Raw genomic sequence first — 23,896 nt, forward strand, 5'->3', positions numbered from 1 at the left:
ATTCGTTAGCCTGAAAGAGAATTGTAAAGAGTGGCAGTTTTTAATTGAAAGTAGGCACTACCTATAACGGATCCGATATGCAAAGGCAGAATGTGATGATTAAACGAATAGAACATAATGATGCTTCAAGCTTGAAGGAAGCAGAAGAAGCGGGACCGAGGACAGCTGGGACTGTGGAGCTGAAGGAAGTAGAAGAAGCGGGACTGAGCGCAGCTGGGTCTGCGGGACTGCAGGCACGGGCACTAGCGGCCCCTGCCGAAGCCAAACGCCTGCGCAAGCTTGCAGGCGCCCTAAAGGGCACGCTCGCCGCGCGCAGCCTGCTCCGCCAGGCGCTGCTCGCGCTGCTGCTCGGGAGCGTCACCCTCGGGGGCATAGCCCCCGCAGGGCTCGCTCCCGGAGCGGCGCCTGCGGCGCTCGCCGCCGCTGCTAGCACGGCTGGCAAGGACACCGAGCAGCCGCAAAGCTGGCTGCTCAAATGGCGCAGCCCCGCGCTCGAACATGAGCTGCGCGGGACACAGGTGCTCCGCCGCCAGAATGAGGCGGCGGTCATGCTGATACGTCCGGCCGACAAGGACGCGGACGTACAGGAATGGCTCCGCCGGCTGCAGAGCCTGCCGGGCGTGGAATATGTGCACCCGAATGGCTTGGTGCACATGCTCTCCTTGCCGGCTGATGAGGCTGACGCCGGCTCTCCCTCCCCTGAAGCGGAGCAGCCAGCGGATGCGGCAGCCGATTCAGCGGCGAGGGTCGCAGCGGCAGCTGCATCAACTGCTGCATCAACTGCTGCATCGTTGACTGCGAATGACCCTGAGCTGCCTAAACAGCTGTATTTGGGCCAGATCGGAGCGAAGAAGGCATGGGAAACGGTGCGTGAGCAGCGTGAGCTGACGATAGCGATCGTGGATACCGGCGTAGATCTTAACCATCCTGATCTAGTCGATAATCTCGTTCCGGGCGCAAATCTAGTTGAGCCGGGAAAGCCGCCGGAGGACGATAATGGGCATGGCACAAGCGTCGCCGGCGTTATTGCAGCTCAAGGAAATAACGGAATCGGTGTATCGGGCATCTTATGGAGAGCCAAAATTATGCCGATTAAAGCATTAGATCACCGTGGAGACGGTACGGAGCAGGAGCTGGGCGAGGCGATATTGTATGCGGTTCGCGCCGGCGCTAAAATTGTCGTGCTATCGGTAGGATTGCATCGCTATTCGCCATACATGCTCGATATTGTGCAGTATGCGGAGAGCAAAAGTGTGCTGCTTGTGGCAGCGGCGGGCAATGACGGCGTTGCGATGGGCGAGAAAGCCGCGGTGAAGTACCCGGCTGCTTATCCCACCGTGCTCGCGGTAGGCGGCGTAAAGACGAACAATGCTGTTGATGCCAGATCCAATCGCGGTACTGAGCTCGATCTGGTTGCTCCTTGGCATGTATATACCACGGCAGTAGGCGGCTCGTATAAGAAAGAGGAAGGAACGTCGATGGCGGCTCCGCAAGCAGCCGCTGCTGCAGCGCTTATATGGGCGCGCTACAAGACGTTAAAGCCTTATCAGGTTCGCGAGCTGCTGCGGCAAACGGCCAAGGATATCGGCACGGCCGGAGCAGACAGCTCCTCAGGCTATGGTATATTGCAGATTGATCAAGCTGTCAGCGCCGCGCTGGAGACCGATCGGTTCGAGCCGAACGAAAGCCAAAAGACGGCTGCGAGATTTCCGCTTGGCACGCAGATTTCTGGTTTGCTGAGCGGAACGGCGGATCATGATTGGTACCGGATCGATACGCCTTTTGACGGGAAGCTTACGCTTCAGTACGAGGGTTTGGTAGCCAGCGGCAAAATCGTGCCGCCGGTTCGGATCAGTCAATATACGAACGGCGCGCGGCAGAGCACGAATGACACGAAGCTGGCTAATCGTTCCATTGAGATTGATGTGAAAAAAGGCCAGCATCTTATTCATCTGGAGCTTATTAACCAAAACAGCAGCGAAAAGCTGCCTTACCTGCTCACGTCGACCTTTACCATGAAGCAGGACTACTATGAGCAAAACGATAAATCGTACGAAGCTTCGACGCTGCAGCCTCGATCCCAGACGATTACGGGCAACTTTCATCAGCTGGCGGATCGGGATTGGTATGCCGTAACCTTCTCGCAGAGCGGCAAGCTGAGCCTCTCGCTCAGCACGAATACGGCAAGAATAGATCCGGGTCTTGCCCTGCAGAAGGCCGGTCAGCAGCTCATGGTGTACGATGATGAATCTGAAGGCGAGACGGAGAAGTCTCCAGTCATAACGGTGACTCCTGGCAAATATTATATTCGTGTTCATAATGCGATCTCTTCTGAAGCGAGCCCGACACTCGGCACTTACACGCTTCGAATGGATTATACGCCCAAATACGACGATCCGAATGAACCAAATGATAAGTCCTATGAAGCGTTTATGATTAATCCAGGCACGGAATATTTGGGTGTTATAAGCAGCAGCTCTGATGTGGATTGGTTTCAGTTCCGCGTTGCGGCATCCAGTATGATTGGTTTAGCCGTATCAGGGGTTCCTATGGATATTCATTTGAAGCTGCAGCTGTTTGACAAACGTATGAAACAAATAGCGACGGCAAGCACAGGCAAACTTGGCAAGCTTCAGACGAAAGAGCAGCTGCTGCAGCCCGGCGTTTACTACGCAAAGCTTCAAGCGGATGCCCCTTTCGACAAGCAGTATTACCAGCTGAAGCTTCAGGCTCAAGAGCTGATAGCTGGCTTTAAGGATATCAGAGGGCATTGGGCGCAAAATGAAATCGTGGCGTTGAACAAACAAGGCATCATTAACGGAACGGGCAACAATCGTTTTGAGCCAAAACGGGCGATAACGCGGGCCGAAGCTGTCGCCATGGTCGTGAAAGCTTACAAGCCCATCCCTAAAGGTTCGGTGAATACAAATCGGTTTACAGATGTACCGGCTAATCATTGGGCATATGCCGCCATTACGAGCGCTGTCGGCCAAGGCTGGGTAAAAGGCTTCCCAGGCGGCTCGTTCAAGCCGGACCAGCCCATTACCCGGGCAGAGATGGCGCTAATTATCGGCTATGCCGAAGGCGTGAAGCCTCGGCTGCCGATAGCGGATCCGTTTATTGACGTATCTAGAACGCATTGGTCGGCTCCTATGCTGTTTGCGATGAAGGTGAACGGCCAGCTCGAAGGTGTGAATTCAGGCGGCTTCAAGCCAAAGCAGCAAGCAAGCCGTGCGGACTTCACTGTCCTCCTGCATCGTGTGATGACCTAAAATTTTCATAAAACAATTGGGCTTCTCTATTCGTTTGAAAGATAGGCGGCAAACATCGGAAAAATCATTTCTTTTTATTTTCAGTTGTAAGCGGAGGTTGCCTTAACCTTTAAGAAGGGAAGCCGGGGAGGCAGTATGAACGTAGACAATGAGCTGTATAGAAACGTACAAACCTACACGGGCATGACGGGGTTGTTTTCCATCGTCATCGTCATTCTTAGCATCGTATTTGTTTGGTTTGTCGTGCAGGAGATTAAGTGGGAAACCTTTTTTCGGTTTCCGCGCAGTCCGAAGGCCCGAATGTTTCAAGTGCTTGTAGCGATTATAATGGGTCATTTATTAGCGAAATTCATTTTGGAATATTGGGGCTACACTGTGCTGCTCAAAAGCTTTGTCGAATAACAAATGCGAAATATGTCAACAATGGGTAATACATGACGGACTCAAAAAACGAAGAGCGCACGAATAAATATGAATTAGGGCCTATATGAAACAAAAGACGTAATTTCCTGCTCCCAATTAAGCCTTTTCTGTTGAAAAAGATCGTTAATTGCCGAGGGAAGCGCGTACAAAAAATGTTAAAAATTTAGACCTTGTCGTTTTATGTAGTTGAGTGATAAGATGAAGTTTGGGTAAAATGAGCTATTTTAGAAAATACACGAATATGTAATAGAAATTGCAGTTCGCGGAGGGAACCATAAGATGACCAAAATTATCGTCCGCGGAGGCCAGCGTTTGAAGGGAACGGTCCGTGTCAGCGGAGCAAAAAATGCAGTACTCCCCATTTTAGCGGCCTCATTATTGGCGACAGAAGGAGACAGCGTCATCCATGACGTACCCCTCCTCGACGACGTTATGACGATTCAGAAAGTGCTGGCCTCTTTAGGCGCACAATTATCCTATAATAATGAAACAATGCGCATTACCGCGCAGGCTATTACGTCTTTTGAAGCTCCTTACGAGCTTATTCGCAAAATGCGCGCATCCTTTCTCGTCATGGGCCCGCTTCTTGGCCGTATCGGGAAGGTTAGAATTTCTCTGCCTGGAGGCTGCGCAATCGGGACTCGTCCGATCGACCAGCATTTGAAGGGCTTTGAGGCGATGGGCGCGGAGATTACGCTTGGCCATGGATTTATTGAAGCCAGTGCGAAAAACCGTCTAAAAGGCGCCAAAATTTATTTGGATGTGGCCAGTGTAGGCGCAACCGAAAATATTATGATGGCGGCTGCTCTGGCTGATGGCACAACCATTCTTGAGAATGCTGCTAAAGAGCCGGAAATCGTTGATCTCGCCAATTATATTAATGCTATGGGCGGCAAGGTACGCGGCGCAGGTACGGGTGTTATTCGTATTGAAGGCGTGGATCATATGTATGGAGCCGTTCATAATGTCATTCCTGACCGCGTTGAGGCGGGAACCTACATGATAGCTGCTGCTATTACAGGCGGTGACGTATTCGTTGAAGGTGCCATTGCGGACCATTTGACCCCAGTGATCTCCAAGCTTCAAGAAATGGGCGTAGAGATTACGGAGAGCGATAACGGCATCCGTGTGCAAGCAGGCCCAGTATTGAAATCGGTCGATGTTAAAACGCTGCCGCATCCTGGTTTTCCAACAGATATGCAATCGCAAATGATGGCGCTTCTGCTCGTGTCGGAAGGCACAAGCGTAGTGACAGAAACGGTATTTGAGAATCGTTTCATGCATGTGGATGAATTTCAGAAAATGAACGCACAAATAAAGGTCGATGGACGAACAGCTATTGTCAGCGGTGGTTTGCCGCTTACAGGAGCGAAAGTATGCGCGACTGACTTGCGTGCAGGCGCGGCGCTGATTTGTGCGGCATTGCGCGCAGATGGCGAAACGGAAGTAACAGGCCTGCACCACGTAGACCGCGGGTATGTCGACATTACCGGCAAGCTGGCTTCTCTAGGTGCGGATATTTATCGTGTCGAGATGGAAGAGGAACACGCTCCTGAAGCATCGTTCGCTCGCGAGGCTGCACCGGCAGTCGCGGTCTCGGCAGTCGTATCAGAGGTTGAAGCGGCAGTGCCATTTAAACGTGAGAAAGAGGTAGCTGTCCTCAAGATTCAGCCTACCTGGGCGTAACAGCCCGCATCGGTGCAAAGCAATTAAAGAAGCTGTTTCAAATAAGCCTTAACAGGCCTATCTGAAACAGCTTCTTTAATATATCGTGCTTGAATGGCGAATGATCAGATTAGCTGTTCGATTATAAGGAACGGTTCAGCATGGTTTCTTCTCTGTTAAGAAGAGGGAGCTGTGTTTTTTGCGTTGGCTTGTTCATCTTCCGTTCATTTTAGGATGCTATATTCTAACTGACTTAGACCAATGGAGGGTGGATGCAAGCGAATGAAGAAATGGACGATAGGAATTAGCATCGTATTAATTTTGGCGGCTGCAGGCGCAGGGGCCTATTATTTTTATTTTGCACAAGAAAAAGCAACTGCGAGCGTTACGCCAACTTCGCAAACGGTGGCTGCAACAAAAGGTTCGATTCTAAAGCAGATCAGCGGAACGGGCTCCGTTGCAGCGAATTCGCGTGAAACGGTCACGGCAGGAAAAAGCGGGACGATCGCAACGGTCAGTGTGAAGGTAGGGGATAAGATCAAAGCCGGCCAAGCGCTCGTAACGTTCGAAGCGGCTGAAGATAATGAAGATAAAATATCGTCGATTGAAAAAAGCATAACAAAGCTTAAGGAATCCATAGAGGGCTATCAGGAAAGCTATAAAGAAGCGACAGGAACGGAAAACGAAGAGGCGACAAAACAATCCCTTCAAAAGAACATGGAGGCTGCGAATACGGAGATCGAAGATTACGAGGATGAATTGCAAGAGATTTACGAAGAGCAGGCGAAAGAAGAAAAGGTTGTATCGGCCTCGATCGATGGGGAGGTTACCGAAATGACGATCGAAGTAGGCGACGAGGTTAACGCAAATACGACAGTAGCGACAATTGTAGATTATACGAAGCTGGAGTTTGTTACCTCTGTAGATGAGCTTGATATTTCGCTCGTTGAGGTGGGTCAAGCCGTCGATCTGTCATTGAGTGCGATTACGGATCATACCGTTGCTGCAACGGTATCCAAAATTGCGATGGAGGGAACCTCAAGCAATGGTTCTTCCGCCTTTGATGTGAGTATTCTCCTTAAAGATATTGAAGGCGTGAAGGCGGGGATGTCGGGCGAAGCAGCGATTACGATTGCGGCGAAGGAAAATGTTGTACTCGTTCCCGTGAATGCTGTTGTGGAGATGGGTACCAAATCGTTCGTTCGCGTACCAAGCGAGAATGGCGAAGCATCTGCAACTACTGGCGTGCAGCAGGGGACAGCTCCATCTGGCCAAGCGGGCAGTGCGCCGGGAGGGCGTACGCAAGCAGGCCAAGAAACGGGTGATGCAGCAGGCGGGCAGCAAGGGACTGCACCGTCTGGTCAAGCAGGCGGAGCAGCAGGCGGCCGGCAAGGAACTGCACCGACTCGCCAATCAGGCGGAGCAGCAGGCGGGCAGCAAGGGACTGCATCGTCTGGTCAAGCAGGCGGAGCAGCTGGAGGGCGTACAGGCGGAGGGAGAATGATAGGTGGCCTTGAAGGCCAACTGGTTGAGGTGACCACGGGGTTAAGTGATGAAAGCTTTGTCGAAATTGTCAAAGGACTAGAGGAAGGCGATAACGTACTCGTTCCAATCGCGCAAGGCACAGCGGGTATGGGCTCTGATGCAGAGGAAACGATGCAGCAAGGCGGCTTTCCGGGCGGTGGCATGGCTTTCCCGAGCGGAGGCGGAATGGGCATGGGCGGTGGAGGAATGAGCGGCGGAGGCGGCATTCGAAGTACAACTGGCGGTGGTACGCGATGAATGCAGCTGCAAACATTCCATTAATTGAAATGTCCAATATAACGAAATCCTATGTCATGGCACGCGAGAAGACGACGGTGCTGCATAAGGTATCGCTCAAGGTTGACCATGGTGATTTTTTGGCTATCGTGGGGCCGTCGGGGTCGGGCAAGTCGACATTAATGAATATTATCGGCTGTTTGGATCTGCCGACAGAGGGCAGCTACAAGCTGGAAGGGCTTGAAGTAACTGGGCAAAGCGATAATAAGCTGACGGAAATGCGCAATAAGAAGATTGGCTTTATTTTTCAAGGCTATCATTTGCTTCCCAAGCTTACGGCGCTTGAAAATTGCGAGCTTCCGTTAATCTATAGAGGGCTTTCGGGCAAAGAGCGCAGGCTGCGGGCGATGGATGCACTGGAGCGTGTAGGGCTTGGTCAGCGCATGCACCATCGCCAGAGCGAATTATCCGGAGGTCAGCAGCAAAGGGTTGCCATCGCACGAGCGCTGGCTACCAATCCGCCTATGCTGCTGGCAGACGAGCCGACAGGTGCACTGGATTCGAAGACAGGCATGGAAGTGCTTGGCATGATGGAGGAGCTGAACCGGGCGGGACAGACCATTGTGCTGATTACGCATGATATGGAAGTGGCAAAGCTGGCTAGCCGTACGGTTATTATAAGAGACGGGGTGTTGAGCGAGCAGGCGCAAGAGAGGAGGAGCAGCGATGAAACTTACGCAAGGCTTCAAGATGGCAGTCAAGAGCGTATTGTCCAACAAGCTTAGAACGATCTTGTCCATGCTGGGCATACTAATTGGCGTTGCGACGGTTATCGCTTTGGTGGCAATGGGGAAGGCATCCTCCAATGAAGTAGCCAAACAAGTATCTTCTCTGGGCAGCCCGAATTCGCTTTCCGTTACGATTCTTGGCCGCGGTACGGTTACGACACTGTCTGTCGATGAGGCAAATGAGCTGGGCGACGTTTCGAATATAGCGGGCGTTGCTCCTGTAACCAGCGCGACTGGCTACGCAAAGTATGGGAAAACGCAAGTGTCCGTGACCGTAGAGGGCATTACTGCGGCATATGAGGAGGTTAAGGATTTCCCTGTGCAGGACGGGAGATATATTGCTTCTCCGGATATTAAGAACAATTCGAAGGTAGCGCTGATCGGCGTGGCTACTGCGACTGATCTGTTCGAGGATGAGGGAGAGGATCCGTCTGCCGCAGTTGGCAAAAAAATTACGATCAATGGGTATCATTTTACCATTGTCGGATTGCTCGAATCGCAAGGCAGCTCGTTGACAGGCTCGAACGACGAGAAAATTCTAATTCCCGTAACGACCGCGCAAAAAGTATTTCAAACAAGCGGCGTATCTACAATTCATTTAACCGTATCGGAAACGAGCCTCATGGATCGTACGGTTACTGCAGTAGAAGCGGTTCTCTATGAGAAGTTCAGAGGAAATGAGAATGCTTACCGGGTGCTTAATCAAGAGGAAGCAATGGAGACGCTTAATTCGGTGAATGAGACGATGAATAGGCAGCTCATCTATGTAGCTATTATTTCGTTGATTGTGGGCGGTATCGGCATCATGAACATTATGCTCGTATCCGTCACGGAGCGAACGAGAGAGATCGGCATACGCAAGTCGCTAGGGGCGAAAAAACGGGATATCCTATTCCAGTTTCTCGTCGAGGCCGTATGCATAAGCGGTCTTGGGGGAGCACTCGGCATCGGGCTCGGCTACATCGCTTCTTTTATTATAGGAATGGTTATGAAAACGGAGACGGAGGTTCCGATAGATACGGTGTGGCTGGCATTCGTCTTCTCTGCGCTTGTCGGTGTCATATTCGGTTATTTGCCTGCAAATAAAGCGGCAGGCCTGCGGCCTGTTGACGCCCTTCGCCATGATTAGACGTTTGGGAGTTCTACCCTATCATTCGCACTCATAGAATAAACCATTAGGGTCGGTTTGAGAGAGAGGGGAATAGTTGTTCCTTTCCTATCTTTCTTGCCGGTCAAAATGGAAGGAGAGCTCATGAAGCGAAGGATAGGGAGGATTTCAATAGTTTCCGCGGTCGATCGATTACGGACAAGCAGTTGGCTGGCTTTATTTGCAATTGGCGCTATGTTGGGTGCTTCTGTTCTTTTAATAAGGCTCTCGCTGCTTGAACTGCAGGACGCGCGCGCAGCTCCGGGAATGCAAGCTGCTGCCGTACAACAGGGATCGAAGACGGAGCTGCCTGCTCCAGGTCCGCTGGAAGCGGATGGCAGTCGGTTCCCTTCTAATGAAGTGAAATCACAGAAACCGACTCTTTCTGCTGACAGCAATGCGCGAACGGAAGATCCGAGCACACTTGACGGACTCGTTGTGCATGTCTATTTGGCTAAGGAAAAGCGAGTAGAAAATGTGCCGTTAGAAACGTATGTCAGAGGGGTCGTAGCAGCGGAAATGCCTATCGAGTTCGAGCTTGAGGCGTTGAAGGCGCAGGCCATTGCTGCACGGACCTATATCATGAGAAGAATGGTTCACGGGGATAATAGCGGGGTTCCTGCGAAGGGCGCAGACGTGACGGATACGACCGATCATCAGGTTTATGTTTCGCTTGCGGAGCTGGCGCAGAAATGGCCTGAAGCAGATCTTAAAAAGCACATGCAGAAGCTCAATTCTGTCATTGCTCAGACGCGAGGGAAAGTGATTACCTATAAAGGCGATCCCATTGATGCAGCTTTCTTCTCCACGAGCAACGGGTATACCGAAAATTCGGAAGACTACTGGAACCAAGAAATTCCCTACCTGCGAAGCGTGGCAAGCCCGTGGGATGAAACGATATCTCCAAGATACAAGGAAACGGTCAATCTAACCTTAGATGATTTTTTTCGCAAGCTGGGAATATCCAAAAAAAGCTCTGCCAAATCGGACATTCGTATAGTAGAGAAGACGGCAGGCAAGCGGATTAGCAAAATCGTGATAGGGGGAACGACCTTCACGGGGCGGGAAGTAAGAGAGAAGCTAGGCCTTGCATCCTCTCAATTCACATGGCGTATGGAAGACGGGTCTATTGCAATTACGACTTACGGCTACGGGCACGGCGTTGGAATGAGCCAATGGGGAGCCAATGGTATGGCCAAAGCAGGCGCGAGTGATGATGAAATTGTGGCACATTACTATTCTAGCGTTCAAGTAGAGCAAGTAACCAAATTCTCGGAAATACTCGCTGGACGCTTCTAATTTGAACTCTTTCAATATTTCATGATTGCCTCACGTATAAACCTAGCAGATCTGGCAACAATGGCTAGTGAGGTGATAGAAAATGAATGATCAAAATCAAAGCAAACCGAAGCAAAGACCAGAAGAAACTCCCAAAACGAATCTGGGAGGAGCGTCTGCCGCCAAATCTAGCAGTGGATGGAAGAACCTTTTTGCAAAGCGATGGGTTTCTCCAGCAATCTTCATGGCCGCGGCAGCAATTATTGTAACCTTAATGTGGATCTATCAGGGAACGGATCAAACGACTCCTACAACAGGTAAAGCCGATTCTACTGAAGTTTCGCAAGAGGGTACGACTGAAACGCAAGGCAAAGGTGACGAGGCTGTTGAGGTTATCGCAGGCAACGAGGCTATCAAGTGGCCGGTAGCAAGCATAGAAGCGCTGCAGGTAGAGCTGCCGTTCTATGATGAGAAAGCATCTGATGAAGAACGCGAGGCAGCTCTCGTACAGATCGGAGATACATTCACTCCGCATATGGGCGTTGACTTCGTTGATCCAAGCGGCAAAACCTTCGACGTGCTTGCGGCACTCTCCGGCAAGGTTACTTATGTGAAAACAGAACCGACCAATGGGAATGTCATTGAAATTACGCACGAAGGCGGTCTGGTTACTGTGTACCAAAGCGTAACCGAGATTGCTGTTGAAGAAGGCGACGATGTCACGCAAGGCACAGTCATTGCCAAAGCAGGTCGTAACGACCTTGAGCGCGACCTTGGTATCCACCTGCATTACGAAACACGCAACAATGGCAAGCCGATTAACCCGAGCTCCTTGATTGCAGAATAGAATTTTTTGAAAAATAGGACTTTAGACGTACAGGCAGGGAGCAAATCCCTGCCTGTTTTACGTTTTTATGAAAATTTTTTCACATTCCGGCCTGTCAGGCTTGACCACAACGAATATATACCCGGCCCACTCATATAATGTACCAAACTATCTCGAGTAGGGAGGCGGGAACGTGCACGATTACATTAAGGAGCGAACCATTAAAATAGGCCGCTGCATCGTAGAAACGAAGCACACGGTGCGAACGATCGCAAAAGAGTTCGGTGTGTCCAAAAGCACGGTACACAAGGACTTGACTGAGCGGCTTCCTGAAATAAACCCCGATTTGGCCGATCAGGTTAAGCACATTCTCGAGTACCACAAATCGATTCGGCATTTGAGGGGAGGAGAAGCGACTAAGATCAAATACAAGAAAACGAGCACGAAGAAGCGGGAAGTGCTCGCTGCTGGGAAGTTATGAAGTTTTTTCTCGAATTATAGAGGAAATTTGTCTTTTTTGGCGAATAATAAACGTTAGCGGTTTCTGTGTCAAGGGAACCAAACGTACGTTTGTAATTATTATTCGTTGGGGGACTTAAGCCTTATGTTGAGCAAGGATATTGGGATTGATCTTGGAACGGCCAATGTGTCTATTCATGTGAAAGGTAGAGGCGTTGTGCTGGATGAACCTTCAGTTGTTGCGATTGAAAGCGATACGAAGCGCGTCCTTGCTGTAGGTGAAGAAGCGCATCGCATGGTGGGCCGCACGCCTGGCAATATCATAGCGATTCGACCGCTGCGTGATGGCGTTATTGCCGATTTTGAGATAACGGAAATTATGTTGAAGGCATTTATTGATCGTGTTGAGGGACGGAAGTGGTTTAGCCGTCCCCGTATTCTTATTTGCGCGCCAACCAACATTACGTCAGTTGAGCAAAAAGCGATTCGTGAAGCTGCAGAGCGCAGCGGCGCGAAGGAAGTGTTTCTTGAGGATGAGCCTAAAGCTGCCGCTATCGGAGCTGGCATGGATATTTTCCAGCCTAGCGGCAATATGGTTGTTGACATTGGCGGGGGAACAACGGACGTTGCCGTGTTGTCGATGGGCGATGTTGTTACTTCCTCCTCCATTAAAGTCGCAGGGGACAAGTTCGACGATGCGATCATGAAGTTTATCAAAAATAAGTACAAGCTGCTTATTGGCGAGAGAACAAGCGAGGATATTAAAATCAAGATCGGCACAGTCCTTGAGGGCGGTCGTCAGGAAGAGATTGATATTCGCGGCCGTGACATGGTGTCGGGTCTTCCTCTTACGCTTACAATCCGCTCGGGAGAAGTGCGTGAAGCACTATGGGACTCCGTTATGACGATCGTATCCGCAGCCAAAGCCGTGCTTGAACGCACGCCGCCGGAGCTGTCGGCTGATATTATTGACCGCGGGGTTATTCTGACCGGCGGCGGGGCTTTGCTAGGCGGCCTCGATGCGCTTCTTGCAGAGGAGTTAAAGGTGCCGGTGCTTATTGCCGAGGATCCTATGCACTGTGTGGTAAAAGGTACAGGCATTTTACTCGATAACTTGGACAAGCTCGGGAAGAAGCAAAGGTAGAAGCGACCGAAAACAATAGCATTTGCGCGGGTAGGGAGCCTTAGGGGGGCGCAGCCGAGGCGTAAATGAGTCATAGGTCGCATGGACAAGCTATTCAGGCAGCCTTGCTTCCAGCCGATAACATATATAGTAAGTTCGTTTGGAAGCATTTGGGGAGGTAACAGCGATGTTAAGAGGCTTGTATACAGCTGCATCGGGTATGATTTCACAGCAGCGCAGACATGATACGGTAACGAATAATATTTCTAATATAAACACGCCCGGTTATAAACAGACGAATGCGGTGACTCGTTCGTTTCCGGAAATGATGCTGTCATTAACGGGAGCGGGACAAGAGAATTACAAGCAAATCGGAAAATTGACAAACGGCGTTTTTGCTGAGGAAAGCTTGTCCATCCATTTGCAAGGCGATCTGACGCAGACGAATAACTCGTCCGACTTTGCGCTTCTCTCCAACATTGAGCTGAATGGTCTGTCATTCGACGCCTCCGGCAAATATGTGGATGCGAATGGCGAGGTCACGTATCAGCCGCAAGCCTTCTTTACTTTGCAGGATCAAAACGGCGAAGTGCGTTACACGCGCGGCGGTAAATTTACGCTCACAGAAGAAGGCTTTCTCATGGGCAGCGACGGCTCCAGCGTGCTCGGTACGGATGGACAGCCCATCCAGATGCCTGCGGGCGTAGGGCTGGATCGGTTGATGCTGACGAGCGATCAGCGCTTCGTGGATGCAGACGGGCAGGACATCGGCGTGCAGCTGCTGATTAGCCGCGTGGACAATCCGAATCAGCTGATCCGCGAAGGGAACGGCAGCTTCCGCTTCGGGGATGAGGAAGGCGAAGCGGTCGCAATCGTTCCTGGGGAGCGTATCGAAGTAAGGCAGGGCTACATCGAGCGCTCGAACGTAGATGCTGCTCAAGCGGCGGTTGACTTAATGTCTGCGCTTCGCGCGTATGAAGCGAATCAGAAGGTCATACAATTCTATGATCAAAGCTTAAGCAAGGCTGTAAACGATGTAGGTCGCGTATAACAACAGGTTAAGCAGCGGAGGTGTAATACATGAACAGTTCAATGATTAACGCGATGGTGTCGATGAACGGACTCCAGCAAAAGCTTGATCTTCTAGCCGACAATTTAGCAAACGTGTATACGGTGGGGTACAAACGCAAGGAAGCTACTTTTGAGGACTTGCTGACAAACCTTAGGAACCAGCCGGATGCTTTCAGTCAGCCAGGGCGGAAAACGCCGATGGATTTCACGCAAGGCTGGGGCTCTCGCATGACGATGGTGCAGCCCAATTTATCGCAAGGTCCCATGCAATTAACGGACAAAGAAGCAGACATGGCCATCGAAGGCAACGCCTTGTTTGAGGTGGAAGTGGACGATGCGGGCAACCGCGCCTATACGCGCAATGGGGCGTTTCAGTTGACGATAGGGGCAAACGATGATACGATTTTGGCAACGGAAGACGGGTATCCGGTTGTGGCTAACGTACGTGATCCTCTAACGGGCAACGTAGTAGAAGGCAACATTGCAGTGCCGCAGGGCTACAAGCTTCTTGTTAACCCGGACGGAACCGTACTTGGCGTGTCTTCACATCGAACGATTGAACTCGGCAGCATCAAGCTGCTTCAAGCATCCCGTCCTGCGGCATTGACTGCAGTCTCCGATAACTTGTTTGTTGTCGCCGGCGGCATCGACGCTGGAGATGTTGTTCAGCAGATTGTGCCGGATTCGGAGAATAACATCGTATTGCGCCAAGGCTATCTGGAACAATCGAATGTTCAGCTGACGGATGAGATGACCGAGCTTATTAATGTGCAGCGCGCTTATCAATTGGCAGCCAGAGCGTTATCGTCAAGCGATACGATGATGAGCCTTACGAACGGGCTTCGCGCATAAAGATAGGATGATGGTGATGAGTATGGCCGATGAACGAATGGACCGCGAGGAAAGCGGGTTCAATAGTACAGCGGAAGAGGGCAGGTCCGGCAGGAAGAAGCGTGAAACTCGCGTGAAGGCGGACAAAAGCTCTGATAAGAATGATAAGAAGCAACGCTCCAAAGGCTTGAGTATACTGCTGTGGATTTTGCGTAAAAGCATCGTCCCAGTCATTATGATTATTATGCTGGTGGCAGGTCTCTATATTGGTTATGTCGTGGTCGGCAAACAAGCGGAGGCAGATGTATTCAGCTGGGCAACGTGGCAGCATCTCTATGATCTAATATTTGCGGAATCTTAATCCAATTGAAAAGGGTCATCCCTGAAGCGGCAAAGTCCGCCTCAAGGATGACCCTTATTTCATAGGAAAGGGCTGTCCCATAGGCGCGAGGCTGCATTCAGCGCCCAGGGACAGCCCTTGTTCATTATTTAACGGTTACTCGTATCGTTACGCTCTTGCCTGCGTAAGTGGCTTTAATCGAGGCTGAGCCTTTGCTGAGCGCTGTTATCTTCCCATCAATGACGGTAGCGACACTTGCCTTGGAGGAGGTCCAAACCGCGTTCTCCGTAACGTTGGCCGGACTTCCGGTCGTGAAGTTAGCCTGAAGCTTAGCGGAATAGGTTCCGCCTGCACTCAGCTGCACCGATTTGCTGGAAAGAAGCAGAGATTTGAGCTTCGGCACGACAACGACGGGCACAGTAACCATTTTCCCTTGATAAGAGCCGGTAATTTTAGTTGTTCCGACTGCAACGCCTTTTACGGACGTGGTGCTGACGGTTGCTACGCCCGAATTGCCGACTTCCCAATTCATTTTGGAGCCGAGTGAAATCTGCTTGCCGCTTTTATAGTAGCCTGTGACCTTCACCGATTTGGTTTTTCCTGGATATAGTTCGATGGAGATGGGATCAACAACAAGCTTAATGATTTCTTCTTCGACTTTAATCTTGACGGATACACTTTTGGTTAGGTATGTGGCGGTTAACGTGAGGCTCGCTACATCCAATCCCTTCATCGTGGTTTCTTTAATGACAATATCCTCTGAAGTCGTTTTCCATTTGATTCTGCTGGAGACATCCTCTTCTTCTCCATCTTCGTTGATCACTTTTACAGTGGGCAGCGGTGTATCTTTTCCTAAAATAATGCTTAGATCCTTCACGTCTGCGATCAGCTTGAGCGGCTTCACGTGAACAGTAAGCTTCACTTCCGCTTTATAGCCTTGCAGTGAAGCTGTAAGAGTAGCCTCGCCTAGTGCTTTTGCTGTCCATTGACCGTCTTTAATCATTGCGATATTCTCGCTTGAGGATGACCAAACCACGATTTTTGAGACGTCTATTTTTGTCCCATCAAAGGTAGTTGCCATCACTTTGGGCAGATCGCCGCTGATGTCTTTATAGCCGTCAATGGTCTCGCTGTCTATGCTCAGCTCGGATATGCTGGGATAGACAGTAATTTCGATGCTGCGGCTAACGCCTTTATGGCTTGCGGTGATTTTTGTCGTACCAACAGCTTTCGGATACACCAATCCTTTAGATACGGTAGCGACAACGACGTTCGAGGACGTCCATTCTGCCAGGTCAGTTACAGTTGTGATCGTACTGTTATTGTCTTGTACCTCTGCTTTGATTTGGAGAGGCGAATCCTGCAGCAGCATGTGATATTCCTTCTCAGGCGACAGCTTGATCGATTGATAAGCTGCACGAACGACAACATCAATCGTTGCTGACACGCCTTTGTAGGAGACGGTGATCGTCGTTTTCCCGGCGCTGACCGGTGTTACAACCCCTTTTTTGACGGTTGTGATTTTTTCGTTGGCGCTTACCCATTTGGCTATGTCCGTAACCGGTTCTGTACCGCCAGTTTTTGGAGCGGCAGAGGCAGTTAACACAGTGTCGTCACTGCCAATTTCAAGCTGAACCAAATTGCCGGAAGCTCCGGAATCAATGGTTATGGATTTATAAGGCGAAGTAACATTAAGTGTAATCGAATCAGATTTGCCTTTTAGCTTGGCGGTAATCGTCGTTGTTCCCACACCTAACAAGGTAATAACGCCTTCATCTACATTCGCAACTGCGGAGTTTGAGGTTGACCATACTGCATCGGTGGTAACCGTTTTGGTATTGGAGCCTTTGGTTCCGTTCAATGCAAAGGCAAGCGGCTGGCCGATCTCGATGTCCTTGGACACGGGAGCGGTAATTCCGTCGTTCTGCATAAGCGTAACGGAATCATACACATAATCAGATGCTGCTTTTATCGAAATGGTAAAGCCTTTATAAGTAGCGCTAATCGTCGCGGTTCCCTTGCCAACGCCGGTTAATACGCCTTTCTCTACTTTCACGAGCGCAGTGTTGGATGATTTCCAGGTTACGTCTGAAGTAACTTCCTTCTTGTTGGAATAGCCGGAAATGTTGGCAAATACGGTTAGATTAACTTTGTCATCCTCAACGAATGTTTTTAGTGACGATGTATTGTTGTCATAATCGTCGGAATCGTACGAGAATTCTATGCTAGTTACCGTATCTTCAGCTGCATACGCAACGCCCGCTGCCGAGGTCATGATCATGGCAAATGCAAGCGCGGCTGCCAGCCACCTGCGAGTTTCTTTGAACGACATGTTAAAGCGTAAACTTAAATTCACTACATCCCTGTCCTTTCTGGTTTAAAGTAATTGTTATTCTATTAATAACGGAAACCAGAGGGGGAAAGTGAATAACAAAGGGAAAAACTGTTATTTTAATTTTTGTAAACCTATAGGAAAGAAGTCCGTTTTAAAGGAAGCTTGGCATTTGCGGCGCAAGGATGGTTTTATTTTTACGGATGGTAGTTGTATAATAGTTGGGAACCATGGTGGACAGTTCGTTACAGGTAGAGGAGCGTGAAAGTTTGAATCTGCCGAATCTCTTAACATCATTGCGTTTTGTCTTGATCCCCGTCTATATAGCGGTGTTCATAAAAGGACATATGATTCCAGCATTTCTGATTATGGTTGCCGCGGGTGTTACTGATATTCTGGACGGTTACATCGCACGTAGAAGCGGCCAGGTCACAATGGTCGGAATTATGCTTGATCCGCTCGCTGACAAGCTGATGCTCATTACAGTTATCGTATCGTTGCTGATTTCCGGCCATATTTCATGGGCTGCCGCTGCAGCGATGTTTTTGCGCGACTTGGGCATGATAGCTGGGGGAATGTTTTTTCATTTTCGCGGGAAAAAGACCGTGCCTGCCAACTGGATGGGCAAACTGACTACCGTGTTGTTTTACGCGGCGATCATGCTTATTTTCTTCGAGGCACCACATGCGCATTCGTATTTGTGGGCAGTAATTGCGTTCTCATTCGTGACTTCCATTGTCTATATCGCAATGTTTAAGTCATTGAATAAGCCGCTGGCAGAAACGCCTGCCGGACATTCGTAAACTTCTGAGGCATCTACATATCAAGCGTAAGCGGGTGTACTTACCTACGGCGGCGACAGCTCGTTTCGCGGACTTATATAAGTACATTTATAAGAATATCCGTATAAATGCTTATATACGAACAAAGAGGCTTGGCGGAGGACACTTCGGGTCCAAGCAGCCAAGCCTCTTATCTTAACCTTCATAAACTGCAGTTTTATGATGGATATGTATAGTGTCGTACATAATGGCACTTTTTATACTACTTTACTAATCGAAAGGGGCTTTTTTTGTTATGCTGGACATTAATCAAATCCAAGAAATCATTCCGCACCGCCCTCCGTTTCTGTTGATCGATCGCATTCTAGAGGTGGAGCCGGGCGTAAGAGCTGTCGGTCTCAAAAACGTAACGATGAACGAACCTTATTTCGTAGGACATTTCCCCGGCTATCCTGTTATGCCAGGCGTGCTTATTGTTGAAGCACTGGCACAGGTAGGTACGGTAGCAATGCTTATGCTTGAAGCGAACAAAGGCAAGCTCGGCTTTTTTGCAGGCATTGACGGCTTCCGTTTTCGGGGACAAGTAAAGCCTGGCGATACATTGACGCTTGAGGTGCAAATCACGCGGCTTAAGGGCTCGATCGGAAAAGGGCAAGGGACAGCAAAAGTTGGCGATCAAATCGTTGCCGAAGGCGAGCTCATGTTTGCTTTATCTAATCCTTCATAAATTCCTTTCTACAATAAAACTCATGAATGAAAGAGGCTGATACATATGACCCAATCAACTAATGCTGCTGTTACCGCAAAGTATGAGGCTTGGCTTAATGATCCGCTTATTGACGCTGCAACGAAGGAAGAGCTTCGCGGAATTGCTGGCGATGAGAAGGAAGTGACGGACCGTTTCTACCGCGATCTTGAATTCGGTACAGGCGGCTTGCGTGGCGTCATGGGCGCAGGCACAAACCGGTTGAACGCTTACACGGTTGGGAAAGCGACACAAGGGCTTGCCAATTGGCTATTAGCTGGCGCCAAAGAAGGAGGGGAAGCTCCTTCCGTTGTCATCGCTCATGATTCCCGAAATAATTCGCCCGAGTTTGCTCTTGATGCGGCGCTTGTGCTTGCAGGGAATGGCGTTACCACGTATTTGTTCAAGGCGCTTCGTCCGACACCGCAGCTTTCCTTTGCAGTTCGTTCGCTGAATGCATCGAGCGGAATTGTCATTACGGCAAGCCATAACCCGCCTGAATACAATGGATACAAGGCTTACGGCGCAGATGGCTGCCAGCTTATTCCGGAAGAAGCGGAGCAAGTGATTGCTGCGATCGGCCGAATTGCGGGTTTTGATGAAGTGAAAACACTTAGCCGCGAAGAAGCAGAGGCAAAGGGCTTGCTGCGCTGGCTAGGCGATGAAGCGGATCAACAATTTATTGATACCGTGGTGGCTCAAAGCCTGAACGCTGAGCTGATTCAAAGCGAAATCGGCGAAAAGATTAGCGTGGTGTTCACTCCTCTGCATGGGACAGGCAATATGCCAGTCCGTGAGGTGCTGAAGAAGGTTGGCTTCAAGAATGTTCATATTGTACCGGAGCAAGAGCAGCCAGATGGTTACTTCAGCACGGTAAAGTCGCCAAACCCTGAGGAACGCGAAGCGTTTACGCTCGCGATTAAGCTTGCGCAGCAGGTGGATGCGGATATTATTATCGGTACGGACCCAGACGCGGACCGCATGGGCGCGGTTGTCAAAAACAATGACGGAGAGTATGTTGTTCTGACCGGCAATCAGTCCGGAGCTTTGATGGTGCATTACGTGCTTAGCCAATTAAAGGAGCGCGGACAGCTGCCCGATAATGGCGTTGTCATCAAAACAATCGTAACTAGTGAGCTGGGTGCCGATATTGCACGCTCTTTCGGCGTTGCGGTGGAAAATACGCTCACTGGCTTCAAATACATCGGTGAAAAAATGACCAGCTACGAACAGACAGGCGAGCATTCATTCTTGTTTGGCTATGAAGAAAGCTATGGGTATTTGACAGGAACCTATGCGCGGGACAAAGATGCGATCGTTGCTGCGTTATTGATTGCCGAAGCTGCGGCATACTATAGCAGTCAAGGGAAAACATTGTACGATGTTTTGCTGGAGCTATATGCGGAATTCGGTTTTTATTTGGAGGGCTTGGAGTCGCGTACGCTTAAGGGCTTCGACGGGGTCCAAAAAATCGGAGCGATTATGGATGATTGGCGCCTTAATCCCCCAACTGAAATCGGCGGCGTCAAGGTGACGCAAGTACTTGATTACGGCAAAGGCCATGACGGCTTGCGTCCGGAGAATGTATTGAAATATTTGCGTGAAGACGGCTCTTGGTTCTGCTTGCGCCCTTCTGGCACAGAGCCCAAAATCAAAGTTTATTTCGCGGTGAAAGGCGAGTCGAAGGAATCTGCCGCTGCTGCGCTGGAAACGTTGAAAGCCTCCGTAATGGAACGGGTAGACCGTAGCGAATAGAACGACAATCAACCTGTTTAGAACGGAGGAATGACGTGTTTTTACGTTGGCAGCAATGGAATCGGCGCGCAAGGTTCGTACTATGGATCATTGCACTACTAGGGGTGGCGGCAGCTTTGCCGCTCGGCGCCGTTCGGATGGAAATGGAAAAGTCGTCTAAGCAAGTGGAGTATGTGTTTGATTACCGGGACATCGTAGAGGTTTCTGAACGGCAGGCAAGGCCTCAGGCCTTTTTGCAGGAGAAGCTTGCGATGCTGAAGGAATCGGGAATCACGACGATGGCGGTATATGAAAGCTCGCTCAAAGAGCTGCAATTGTCCGGCAGGCTGACCTTTTACAGCTCTCGGGATGCTGCGCTTCTGCAAGGCAAATTCGAGCAGGTAGGCCAAAACTTTACTTATATTTTATTTAGCGGTCCTGAAGAGGAAGAGATGATTGGTCCGATCGTGCGCGAAGCGCTGGATCGTTCTGAAGCCGTGTACAGCGATTGGTCATATGGCGGTCGCAACGGCATGGTTGTTGAAATTCCAATTGCCGAAGCGATTATGAAAACGATGGATTTTGACCCGATGTCCCTGCGAGCTATACATGATGCAGGCTTAGGCATACTGCCGCGTTATTCAGATCGTGTGAAGCCTTATGATCAAGATGCAACGGATGCAATGCTTGCGAGATTGAAGTCGTACGGCGTGAATCGAGTCCTGTTTGATGGCGATAAAGTAAAAGGCGCATCGGATCAGGCGATGGATAACAGCTTGTATCAATTCGGCGAGCTTCTCAAAAAATACGAACTTGGCCTTGCGGCTATAGAAAATTTGAAAAAACCGCAGGAAGGCTTAAATAAATTAGCTTATATTACAAACTATAATGTAGTCAGACTTTATTCCTTGTCAGAGAACGACGGCATGACGATGACTCCGGAGGCCATTGCCGATCGATTCCTATTGGCAGCGAAGGATCGCAATATTCGCATGTTTTTCTTGAATGGCACGACGCAGTCGAATACGGATAAAGCCAAAATCGTCCATTCCCTGGACAGGCTTGCTGAAGCGATGAACGAGAAAAACGGCATAGTTGAACGGCTTTCTGAGGCAGGCTTCAATCCCGGCACGCCTGAAGCATTCGATTATGAACAGCCGTCCTGGAATAAGCCGGTTAGGGCGATCGTTGCTGCTGGTGCTATCGCATTGATTGCATTATTAATCGGAGCGTTTCTTCCGGGTATTTATATTCCTGTCTTTATTATTGGACTATTCGGAAGCGCCGGCTTATACAAGCTGAACAGCTCGCTAATGGAGCAGGGACTTGCACTAGGCGCGGCTATAGCTGCTCCAACCCTTGCGCTCGTATGGGTTATGAATCGGATATACTCCCGCACCGTTGGTGATCGCCGCGTGGTTGGGGGGGCGAATTGGTCGATCGGCCGCAGCAAGCAAGGCCAGACGCCTCAGCAGCCAGGTGCTGTATATGAGAGCGCTAGCCGTATGAAGTGGCTGTTCCCGACTTTGTCTACCGGCCGTCGTTTCGGCCTCGCACTGAATTGGTTTATTGTAGCGACACTAATATCGCTTACGGCCGTACCTATTGTATTCGGTTTGTTGAATAACATTACTTATAATTTAGTATTGGAGCAGTTCCGCGGTGTAAGTCTGCTTCATCTTGCGCCAATCGCGCTGGTAGCCGTCTATGTTCTGCTCTACAACAGCCAAATGTCGGTGGGCAGAGTGAAGTGGCTTATTTCGAAGCCGATTACATTGACTTGGATTATTGTTGCAGGCGTAGTCGGCATCGTTGGCTACTACTATTTGTCGCGTACGGGTAATGGCGGTCAAGTTTCTTCGCTAGAGCTGGTCATTCGACACTTCTTGGAGTCCACCTTCGGGGTGAGACCAAGATTCAAAGAATTTTTGCTGGCGCATCCTTTGCTGCTGCTGGGCCTGTTCTTGTCGCTTCGATACCGCGCAGCATGGCTGCTTATCATTATTGGTTCGATTGGGCAGCTTTCGATGGTCGATACGTTCGCGCATCTCCATACGCCGCTCTACATTTCAATGATTCGCGTACTGCTTGGTTTAGGTACAGGTATGATTATTGGATGTATTTTGATCTTAGCTTGGCAGCTAGTGGAAGGAGCAATTCGTAAATGGGCACCGGCAATCATCCGCAAGTTCGTCGCTTAGTGATATCTGGTTATTACGGTTTTCGCAACAGCGGTGATGAAGCGGTGCTCAGGTCGATATTGCTTGCGTTAGAGGAGCAAGGCACGGCTCAAGAAATCAAGATTCAGCCGATCGTGCTGTCGGCTGATCCGGCTTCGACAAGCAGCGTGTATGGCGTTGAAAGCGTGCGCCGCATGCATCCTGCCGATCTATGGAACGCCATCAAGGGCAGTGACGGTTTAATTAGCGGAGGCGGCAGCCTTCTGCAGGATGCGACCGGAACGAAGACGATACCCTATTACACGGGAGTCATGAAGCTGGCACAGCTGCTCGGTAAACCGACATTTGTATATGCGCAAGGAATCGGGCCCGTGAATCGCCGTTGGATGGATCCGATGATCAAGGGCGTCATGAGAAAAAGCGCATATGTGTCGGTGCGCGATGCCGAGTCTGCCGCGCTGCTGGCGCGAATTGGTGTGCAGGCGGATAAGATTGACATCGTACCCGATCCCGTTATGGGCCTGCCGCTTCCCGCTGGTACACTTGCTTCTGCGGCGGGACAAGCTGATTCTCAGCCGCCTCTCGTCGGGGTTTCGCTGCGCCACTGGCGCAGCGACGGCGCCGATATGGCCCGCGCCGCCGAAGCGCTGATCGCGCTGTCGAACCGCATGCCTGTCCGGCTGCGCTTCCTGCCGTTCCACACCCCCTCCGACGCGCAAACGTCGGAGCAGGTGATGGAACGGCTGCGCGGCCGGCTCGGCAACGGTTCCACCGCCGAGCTGGCCGCGCCCGGCGACGACCCGCAGCAGATGCTGCTTGAGGTCAGCCGCTGCGACGCTTTGCTCGGCATGCGCCTCCATGCGCTCATCTACGCCGCAGGCCAGATGGTTCCCATGCTTGGCCTCTCCTACGATCCCAAAATCGATCATTTTCTGAATCGATTGGGACTTAAGGCGATCGGCTCTACGGAACAGCTTGATCCGGAGGCGTTTGCGGAAGCGGCAAGCCTCCTCCTTGCAGATAAAGCTGGATGGCAGGCGAAGCATGGGCCAGCGATCGACCTATTGAGACAACAATCGCAAGAACCGGCGCAACAAATCGTTGGCTATCTGCGTCATACTTTATCGAGGTGAGTTCCT

At 50.4% G+C, this 23,896-nt stretch carries 19 protein-coding genes; 18 read left to right on the forward strand and 1 reads right to left on the reverse strand.

Features of this window, described 5'->3' with window-relative positions:
• Window positions 1-95 precede the first annotated feature (95 nt).
• The 13 genes from FHS16_RS22845 (at window position 96) to FHS16_RS22905 (ending at window position 15,005) form a co-directional block, all read left to right on the forward strand.
• Window positions 96-3,272, forward strand: a complete 3,177-nt coding sequence (locus FHS16_RS22845; RefSeq protein WP_246431907.1) for a S8 family serine peptidase — start codon at window positions 96-98, stop codon at window positions 3,270-3,272.
• Between the two features lie 135 nt (window positions 3,273-3,407).
• Window positions 3,408-3,674: a DUF1146 domain-containing protein gene (locus tag FHS16_RS22850; RefSeq protein WP_183568289.1), complete on the forward strand. Its 267-nt coding sequence runs from the start codon at window positions 3,408-3,410 to the stop codon at window positions 3,672-3,674.
• 300 nt (window positions 3,675-3,974) lie between these two features.
• Window positions 3,975-5,381: a UDP-N-acetylglucosamine 1-carboxyvinyltransferase gene (gene murA, locus FHS16_RS22855; protein ID WP_183568292.1), complete on the forward strand. Its 1,407-nt coding sequence runs from the start codon at window positions 3,975-3,977 to the stop codon at window positions 5,379-5,381.
• A 261-nt stretch (window positions 5,382-5,642) separates the two neighbouring features.
• On the forward strand, window positions 5,643-7,142 hold the full coding sequence (locus FHS16_RS22860; protein ID WP_183568295.1) for an efflux RND transporter periplasmic adaptor subunit: 1,500 nt from the start codon (window positions 5,643-5,645) through the stop codon (window positions 7,140-7,142).
• Window positions 7,139-7,906 carry an ABC transporter ATP-binding protein gene (locus FHS16_RS22865; protein ID WP_183568298.1) on the forward strand — a complete coding sequence of 256 codons (768 nt, stop codon included), beginning with the start codon at window positions 7,139-7,141 and terminating at the stop codon, window positions 7,904-7,906. The genes FHS16_RS22860 and FHS16_RS22865 overlap by 4 nt, the downstream gene beginning before the upstream one ends.
• Complete coding sequence (locus FHS16_RS22870) at window positions 7,848-9,038, forward strand: ABC transporter permease (protein ID WP_183568301.1); 1,191 nt, start codon at window positions 7,848-7,850, stop codon at window positions 9,036-9,038. Before FHS16_RS22865 ends, FHS16_RS22870 begins: the two co-directional genes overlap by 59 nt.
• 123 nt (window positions 9,039-9,161) lie before the next feature.
• Window positions 9,162-10,355: a stage II sporulation protein D gene (spoIID, locus tag FHS16_RS22875; RefSeq protein WP_246431908.1), complete on the forward strand. Its 1,194-nt coding sequence runs from the start codon at window positions 9,162-9,164 to the stop codon at window positions 10,353-10,355.
• Between the two features lie 82 nt (window positions 10,356-10,437).
• Window positions 10,438-11,181, forward strand: coding sequence for a M23 family metallopeptidase (locus tag FHS16_RS22880; RefSeq protein ID WP_183568304.1), 744 nt, complete (start codon window positions 10,438-10,440; stop codon window positions 11,179-11,181).
• 172 nt (window positions 11,182-11,353) lie between these two features.
• Window positions 11,354-11,641, forward strand: a complete 288-nt coding sequence (gene spoIIID, locus FHS16_RS22885) for a sporulation transcriptional regulator SpoIIID (RefSeq protein ID WP_053373789.1) — start codon at window positions 11,354-11,356, stop codon at window positions 11,639-11,641.
• 123 nt (window positions 11,642-11,764) lie between these two features.
• The gene (gene mreB, locus FHS16_RS22890) at window positions 11,765-12,763 is read left to right on the forward strand and encodes a rod shape-determining protein MreB (RefSeq protein ID WP_183568308.1); all 999 of its coding nucleotides are present in this window, start codon (window positions 11,765-11,767) and stop codon (window positions 12,761-12,763) included.
• Window positions 12,764-12,929: 166 nt separating this feature from the next.
• Complete coding sequence (locus FHS16_RS22895) at window positions 12,930-13,793, forward strand: flagellar hook-basal body protein (RefSeq protein WP_183568311.1); 864 nt, start codon at window positions 12,930-12,932, stop codon at window positions 13,791-13,793.
• Window positions 13,794-13,822: 29 nt separating this feature from the next.
• Entirely contained in the window at window positions 13,823-14,665 is an 843-nt protein-coding gene (locus FHS16_RS22900) for a flagellar hook-basal body protein (RefSeq protein WP_183568314.1), read from the forward strand.
• Between the two features lie 16 nt (window positions 14,666-14,681).
• Window positions 14,682-15,005, forward strand: coding sequence for a DNA-directed RNA polymerase subunit beta (locus FHS16_RS22905; RefSeq protein WP_183568317.1), 324 nt, complete (start codon window positions 14,682-14,684; stop codon window positions 15,003-15,005).
• 124 nt (window positions 15,006-15,129) lie between these two features.
• Here the strand turns inward: FHS16_RS22905 and FHS16_RS32495 are convergent, their stop codons facing one another.
• Entirely contained in the window at window positions 15,130-17,340 is a 2,211-nt protein-coding gene (locus tag FHS16_RS32495; protein ID WP_183568320.1) for an Ig-like domain-containing protein, read from the reverse strand.
• Between the two features lie 245 nt (window positions 17,341-17,585).
• On the opposite strand from FHS16_RS32495, the gene FHS16_RS22915 reads away from it, so the two are divergent.
• From FHS16_RS22915 to csaB, 5 genes are all read left to right on the forward strand, one after another.
• The gene (locus tag FHS16_RS22915; RefSeq protein ID WP_183568323.1) at window positions 17,586-18,119 is read left to right on the forward strand and encodes a CDP-alcohol phosphatidyltransferase family protein; all 534 of its coding nucleotides are present in this window, start codon (window positions 17,586-17,588) and stop codon (window positions 18,117-18,119) included.
• A gap of 274 nt (window positions 18,120-18,393) precedes the next feature.
• Window positions 18,394-18,825, forward strand: coding sequence for a 3-hydroxyacyl-ACP dehydratase FabZ (fabZ, locus tag FHS16_RS22920; protein ID WP_076336337.1), 432 nt, complete (start codon window positions 18,394-18,396; stop codon window positions 18,823-18,825).
• A 45-nt stretch (window positions 18,826-18,870) separates the two neighbouring features.
• Window positions 18,871-20,598 carry a phospho-sugar mutase gene (locus tag FHS16_RS22925; protein WP_183568326.1) on the forward strand — a complete coding sequence of 576 codons (1,728 nt, stop codon included), beginning with the start codon at window positions 18,871-18,873 and terminating at the stop codon, window positions 20,596-20,598.
• Between the two features lie 35 nt (window positions 20,599-20,633).
• Window positions 20,634-22,778: a DUF5693 family protein gene (locus FHS16_RS22930; RefSeq protein WP_183568329.1), complete on the forward strand. Its 2,145-nt coding sequence runs from the start codon at window positions 20,634-20,636 to the stop codon at window positions 22,776-22,778.
• On the forward strand, window positions 22,742-23,890 hold the full coding sequence (gene csaB / locus FHS16_RS22935; protein WP_183568332.1) for a polysaccharide pyruvyl transferase CsaB: 1,149 nt from the start codon (window positions 22,742-22,744) through the stop codon (window positions 23,888-23,890). Before FHS16_RS22930 ends, csaB begins: the two co-directional genes overlap by 37 nt.
• Window positions 23,891-23,896: the final 6 nt, after the last annotated feature.

It is taken from the genome of Paenibacillus endophyticus (assembly GCF_014192395.1).
Taxonomy (GTDB): Bacteria; Bacillota; Bacilli; order Paenibacillales; family Paenibacillaceae; genus Pristimantibacillus; species Pristimantibacillus endophyticus.